Below are 6,485 nucleotides of genomic sequence, written 5' to 3' on the forward strand. Positions count from 1 at the left end.
GCCTTGGGCCGGCCCCGCTGAAGCCCGCGCCGGGGCCCGAGCCGGAGCCCGACGCCTGATCCGCCGTACGCCCGTTCACGGGTGTACGGCCGTGAGGCGTGCCCGCAGGCGAGCGGACCGCGGCTCGTATGACGAGCGGCGAACGAACAAGTGGTGGCAGCCGCACGGACCCGGGCCGTACGCGGGGACCTCACGAGGGTCAGCGCGCCGCGGTCCGCCGCAGGGCCTCGACCGCGCCGCCCCCGGTGTGCAGGGCCAGCGGGGAGAACTCGGCCACGGTGTCGCCCAGGAGCTGCGGCCGGGAGTCGGAGCTCGGGCGCCGACCGCCACGGCCCTCGCCCAGCACCTGCCAGCCCCCGTGGGTGAGCGTGATGTACGCGCCACAGCGCAGGCCGTGCAGGGTGCAGGCGTCCCGCAGCCCCCACATCCACGCCCCGTCCTCCTCGGTCCACCGCTCGTCGCCGTCGCGGCAGTAGAGCAGCACGGCCGTCCGTACCGGGGTCCGCCGCCGCAGGTCGTGCGGGAGGACCCGACGCAGCCGGGACAGCAGGGCGTTGCGGTACTCCCAGCCGTCGGCCGAGGCCGACCGCTGCGCGAAGGAGGCGCTCGCCACGAGCTGCTCCTCCGGGCCGAGGACGGCGATGACCGCGGTCGAGGGGACGGGGCTGTGCCGGGAGTGCAGCCCGCTCACGACCTCGCGCGGATTGCGGAGCAGTGGAATGCCCGCTGCCGTCCATTCCGCGGGTTCCAGCAGTCTGCCGTGCCGGCTGGTGCCGCCGGTGGCTGTGGCCAGGGACGTGGTCGGGGGCGGCGCGAATCCGAAGGCCACGGTCCTCCCTTCGGGTACATGCCCGCGAACGGGCACGGTGGAGTCAGGGCGCGCCGCAGCGCGGCCCAGGAGGGTGCCGAAGAGCCGAGCGGGAGCACCCCAATTCTCGCGTGGCTTCTGAGCGTGCGGCAACGAGCAATTGACGCCGCCGACCGGAATTCGCCGGTATGCCGTTCATATCCTTGCCCCGCCACACCGAAGATGACGCATTCGGCTAGCCCTGAAGCGCCAGCACCAGCGGGAACACCTCTTTCGCGCCTGCCCGCCGCAGCAGCCGGGCGGCGACCGCCATGGTCCACCCGCTCTCGGTGCGGTCGTCCACCAGCAGTACCGGGCCCGCGGACCGCGCCAGCGCGTCGGCCAGTGCGGGGGGCACCGTGAGGGCTTGGTGGAGTCCCCGCACCCGCTGCGCGCTGTTCGAGGACACCGATCCGAACTCCGGGGCCTGGTCCGTGTAGGCGAGCGCGCCGAGCAGCGGCATCCGCCCGATCTCCGCGATCCGCTCGGCCAGCGAACCGATCAGCTGGGGGTGGCTGCGCGAGGGCAGGGCGACCACGCCCACCGGCCGGGCCGGTGCGTCCGGCGCCCCCGAGGCCCAGCCACCCGGGCCCCGGGCCCAGTCGGCGAGCACCGCGACCACGGCCTGCGCGACGTCGTCCGGAACGGGCTGGTCCGGAGCGTGCGGGGCCAGCATCGGGCGCAGCCGGTTGCCCCACCCGATGTCGGACAGTCGGCCCAGCGCCCGGCCCGTCGAGGCCTGCTCCCCGGCGGGGATGCGGCCCTTGAGGTCGACGCCGACCGCCGCGAGCCCGGTCGGCCACATCTTGCGCGGCTCCAGCTCCACGCCCGGGCGGCCGAGTTCACCGCGTGCCGTGTCCAGCGCGGTGCTGGAGACCTCCGCGGTGAACCGGGCCCCGGCGCAGTTGTCGCAGCGGCCGCAGGGCGCGGCCTCCTCGTCGTCGAGCTGGCGGCGCAGGAACTCCATCCGGCATCCGGTGGCCGCGGCGTAGTCACGCATGGCCTGCTGCTCCGTCGCCCGCTGGCGGGCGACCCACGCGTAGCGCTCGGCGTCATAGGCCCAGGGCTCGCCCGTCGAGGTCCAGCCGCCCTTGACGCGGTGCACGGCGCCGTCGACGTCGAGCACCTTGAGCATGGTCTCCAGCCGGGTGCGGCGCAGATCGACCAGCGGCTCCATGGCGGGCAGCGACAGCGGCCGGCCGGCCTGCGCCAGGACGTCGAGCGTGCGGCGCACCTGTTCCTCCGGCGGGAAGGCCACCGAGGCGAAGTACTGCCAGATCGCCTCGTCCTCCCGGCCGGGGAGCAGCAGGACCTCCGCGTGCTCCACACCACGGCCGGCGCGGCCGACCTGCTGGTAGTAGGCGATGGGGGAGGAGGGCGACCCCAGGTGCACCACGAAGCCGAGGTCGGGCTTGTCGAAGCCCATCCCGAGGGCGGAGGTCGCCACCAGTGCCTTGACCCGGTTGGCCTGGAGGTCGTCCTCGGCCTGCTGGCGGTCCGCGTTCTCCGTCTTTCCGGTGTACGAGGTCACGATGTGCCCCCGGTGGCGCAGGTAGGCGGTGACCTCCTCGGCGGCCGCCACGGTCAGCGTGTAGATGATCCCGGAGCCGGGCAGCTCCCCGAGGTGGTCGGCGAGCCAGGCCAGCCGGTGCGCCGCGTCGGGCAGGGTCAGCACGGCCAGACTCAGGCTCTCGCGGTCCAGCGGGCCGCGCAGCACCAGAGCGTCCGTACCGGCCCCGGTGCCGAGCTGTTCGGCGACGTCGGCGGTCACGCGGGCGTTGGCCGTGGCGGTCGTGGCGAGTACCGGGACCCCCGGCGGCAGGTCGGCCAGCATGGTGCGCAGCCGGCGGTAGTCAGGGCGGAAGTCGTGACCCCAGTCGGAGATGCAGTGCGCCTCGTCGACCACGAGCAGACCGGTGGCGGCGGAGAGCTTGGGAAGGACCTGGTCGCGGAAATCAGGGTTGTTGAGCCGCTCCGGGCTCACCAGCAGGACATCGACCTCACCCGCCGCCACCTCGGCCTGGATGCCCTCCCACTCCTCGGGGTTGGCGGAGTTGATGGTGCGGGCGCGGATCCCGGCACGGGCCGCGGCCTCGACCTGGTTGCGCATCAACGCGAGGAGCGGGGAGACGATCACGGTGGGGCCGGCGCCGTTCGCCCGCAGCAGCGAGGTGGCGACGAAGTACACCGCGGACTTGCCCCAGCCCGTGCGCTGCACCACCAGTGCCCGCCGCTTGTGCGCGACGAGGGCCTCGATCGCCCGCCACTGGTCCTCGCGCAGCCTGGCCGCGCCCGTGGGGTCGCCGACGAGACGGGCTAGTACGGAGTCGGCCGAGGACCTCAGGTCTGCGTTCATGCCCCCATGCAACCTGATGCCTCCGACATCGCGCCAATGCCGCTCCGGGCCTGTGGACGGTGGCGGCGGGAGTTATCCACAGGGCTTTCGGGATCGGATCATGCGCGGGACCTTCGTGGCATGACGAACAACCACGAATCCAGCAGCTCGTCCGACCGGCCGTCCATCAGCCCGGCCGGATCCGTCACCGGACCGCAGATCACCCTGCGCAGCCCGGCCGAACTGGCCGACGCGCTGCCCTACATGCTCGGCTTCCACCCGACCGACTCGCTCGTCATGGTCGCCGTGCACGGCGAGGGCGGACGCTTCGGCGGCCGGCTCCGCGTCGGCATCCCCAGCTCGCCCGCGGAATGGGAGGACACCGCCCGACAGGTCGCCGAGTGCCTGATCCGGGGCAGCGAACGGCGCGGCGGCAAGCCCGACGGCATCGTCGTCTACCTCTGCCAGGAACCGACCGCGGAGGAAGGCGGCCGTCGGGTGATGACCCGGCTGCGCCCCCTCGCCCAGCGGATCCGGCTGGCCTGCGGCGCACTGGACGTGCCCGTACTGGAGGCCATGTGCCTGTCGGCGGGACGGTTCTGGTCCTACGTATGCCCCGACGAGAGGTGCTGCCCGGCCGAGGGCAGCCGACTGGCCGCCGTCGGTACCTCGGTGCTGGCCGCGACGGCCACCTTCGCCGGACTCCAGGTCCGGGGCTCCCTCAAGGAGATCGAGAGCAGGCTGGCACCGCTGCGCGGTGCCGTGGCCGAGGAGGCGGAACAGGCTCTGGACCGGGCCGCCGCCGCCCTGATGCCCAGGATCCTCGACGGGGCCACCCGCGAGGAGGTCGGCGCCGAGACCATCGCCCTGGCACGGACCCTGATGCGGCGCATGACACTGGCCCCGCCCGTCGAGGGCGGCGCCCACGCCGACGACTGGGACGACGCGCTGCTCGGCCACGACGAGGCCGCCTCACTGATTCTGGGCCTCCAGGACCGTGAGATCCGGGACGTCGCCGCGGAATGGATGGAGGACGAGGAGGCGGCCCCGGCCCTGCGGCTGTGGCGGGCCCTGGCCCGGCGCTGCGTCGGAGCCTACGGGGAGCACGCCGCTGCCCCGCTCACCCTCGCCGGCTGGGTCTCGTGGTCCACGGGGGACGAGCCGACCGCCCGGATCGCCTTCGGCCTGGCGCTGCGGGCGGACGCCGAGTACCGCTTCGCCCAGCTGCTCCACCACGCCTGCAACGAAGGGATCGACCCCGAGGGGCTGCGGCAGTGCCTGCGGGAGGAGCGGCGCCGCCGGGAACCCCGGCGAGGGCGCTCCTCCGCCGTGACCCATCCTCCCGGCCGACGGGGCCGGACGACCCGCCGTGGGGCGCGCCGTACCGCGGGAAGCGAACAGTGAGCGCGCACCGGTTCACCTCGTGCGGCGGTCCGGTGCGACTGCTCCGGTACGCCTTGGGCCCGCCCCGGCGGCGCGGGCTTCACCCCGGGCACGCCCGGACGGCGCCCGGGCCCGTGACCCGGGTGAGGGCGGGGGCGTTCAGCTGGGGGGTGGTGGGGGCCCGGCCGCGCCGCCGCCCAGCTGAACCGACCGGAGCGCAGACAAGGCGACACATGTCTCACCCCGCACCTCCCCGCCCACCCGGCGTGCCCGCCGCCCGCAGGTCCGAACTGCCGCCCGTGCACGACGCCGTCATCTGCGTCTCCGCGCCCTGTCTGGCGATCTCCCCTGAGGACGGCCAGCTGACCGGGCGGGGGATCGACGGCATCTACCGATCCGGGCGCCGCCTGCTCTCCCGCTGCGTGCTGCGGGTCGGCGGCCGGGACCCGGTGGCCGTGCAGGGGCGCAGCCTCGCCGCCGACCGGGCCGTCTTCACCTCGACCGTGCGCACCGGCTCCGAGCCCGGCCCCGACCCCGACATCGGCGTGGAACGAGTCCGGCACGCGGACGGCACCGAGCGGATCACCCTGCGCAGTTTCACGGCCCGGCCGGTACGCCTGCCCGTGGAGGTGCTGCTCGGCACCGACCTGGCGGAGCTGGTCGCCGTGGCCGCCGGCCGGGGCGGCCCGGAGCTGCCCGCCGGGGTGCACGCCGCCGGGCTGCGCTGGAGCACCGGCGAGGCACAGGCCGTGACCGCCGCCGAGCCGCCGCCGGACGACGCGCTGGCCTCGGCGGGGCTGCTGCGCTGGCAGCTCGAACTGGCGCCGGGCGAATCCCGCACCATCGAGCTGCGGACCACGCAGCACCGCGTCGAGCGGGCCCCCGCCGGGCACGTGGCGAACCCATTGGCCGACGCCCGGGCCGAAGGGGACGATCCGAGGGCCGAGGCCTGGTTCCGGACCAGCGTCGAGGACCTGGGCGCGCTGCTCCTGCGCGACCCCGAGAAGCCGGGCGACGCCTTCGCCGCGGCGGGCGCGCCCTGGCGACTGGGCCTGGCCCCGGCGGAATCGCTCTGGGCCGCCCGGATGGCGCTGCCCCTCGGGACCGGTCTCGCGGCGGCCACCCTGCGTATCCTCGCCCGCACCCAGACCGAGGATCCGGGGCCCGACCTCGGGAAGATCCCGGGCCCGCTGCGCGGAGCGGGCGCGCAGCTTCCACCGGGGTGCACGGGCACCGAGGCGACCCTGGCCTTCCCCGCGGTCCTGGCGGAGGCCCGGCTCTGGGGCATGCCCGAGGAGGAGGTGGCCCGGCTGCTGCCGGCCGCCGAGCGGTGCCTGCACTGGCTGCGTGGCGCCTTGGGGGAGGACGGCTTCCTGGCCGACCCCGATCCGGGTCCGCGGCGCTGTGAGACCCAGGCTCACGCCCATCGGGCCGCCGTGCTCGGCGCCGATCTGCTCGCCGCGTGCGGGCGGCCCGGGGCCGAGGAATGGCGGGAGCGGGCGGCGGTGCTGCGGGAACGGTTCCGGGCCGGGTTCTGGATCGACGGTCCGGACGGCGGCCGGCCCGCTTCGGCAATCCACCCCGACGGAAGGCCGCTGCCACGGCTCACGGGGGCCGCCGCCCACCTGCTCGACACCGGACTGCTCGGTGGCGGCCGGCTAGCCCCGGGGCTCTTGGACCGGACCCGGACCGAGCAGCTCGCCCGACTGCTGGGAGCCCCCGCCATGGACTCCGGATGGGGACTGCGGAGCATGGCCGTCAAGGAGCCCGGGTACAACCCGTTCGGCCACCGCTCGGGCGCCGTGCGGGCGTACGAGAGCGCGGTGGCGGTGGGCGGGGGGGGCCCGGGCGGCCACCGGGAGGCGGCGGCGGGGCGGGTGGAGAGAGTGGAGGGGGCGGGGGCGGGGCTGGGGGAACGGG

General features: G+C 75.3%; 4 protein-coding genes. 2 read left to right on the forward strand and 2 right to left on the reverse strand.

Annotation, left to right across the window (positions count from 1 at the left end):
* Nucleotides 1–199 precede the first annotated feature (199 nt).
* Both ACWGIU_RS25860 and ACWGIU_RS25865 read right to left on the reverse strand, forming a co-directional pair.
* Nucleotides 200–829 (reverse strand): hypothetical protein, encoded by a 630-nt coding sequence (locus tag ACWGIU_RS25860; protein ID WP_453709575.1) that lies wholly within the window; start codon nucleotides 827–829, stop codon nucleotides 200–202.
* 214 nt (nucleotides 830–1,043) lie between these two features.
* Nucleotides 1,044–3,203, reverse strand: coding sequence for a RecQ family ATP-dependent DNA helicase (locus ACWGIU_RS25865; protein ID WP_453709577.1), 2,160 nt, complete (start codon nucleotides 3,201–3,203; stop codon nucleotides 1,044–1,046).
* A gap of 120 nt (nucleotides 3,204–3,323) precedes the next feature.
* On the opposite strand from ACWGIU_RS25865, the gene ACWGIU_RS25870 reads away from it, so the two are divergent.
* Together ACWGIU_RS25870 and ACWGIU_RS25875 are read left to right on the forward strand one after the other, a co-directional pair.
* Entirely contained in the window at nucleotides 3,324–4,586 is a 1,263-nt protein-coding gene (locus tag ACWGIU_RS25870; protein ID WP_453709579.1) for a DUF4192 domain-containing protein, read from the forward strand.
* A gap of 212 nt (nucleotides 4,587–4,798) precedes the next feature.
* Nucleotides 4,799–6,485 (forward strand): glycogen debranching N-terminal domain-containing protein (locus ACWGIU_RS25875; protein WP_453709581.1); only part of this gene is annotated, 1,687 nt, incomplete at its 3' end.

It is taken from the genome of Streptomyces sp. NPDC054840 (assembly GCF_053611065.1).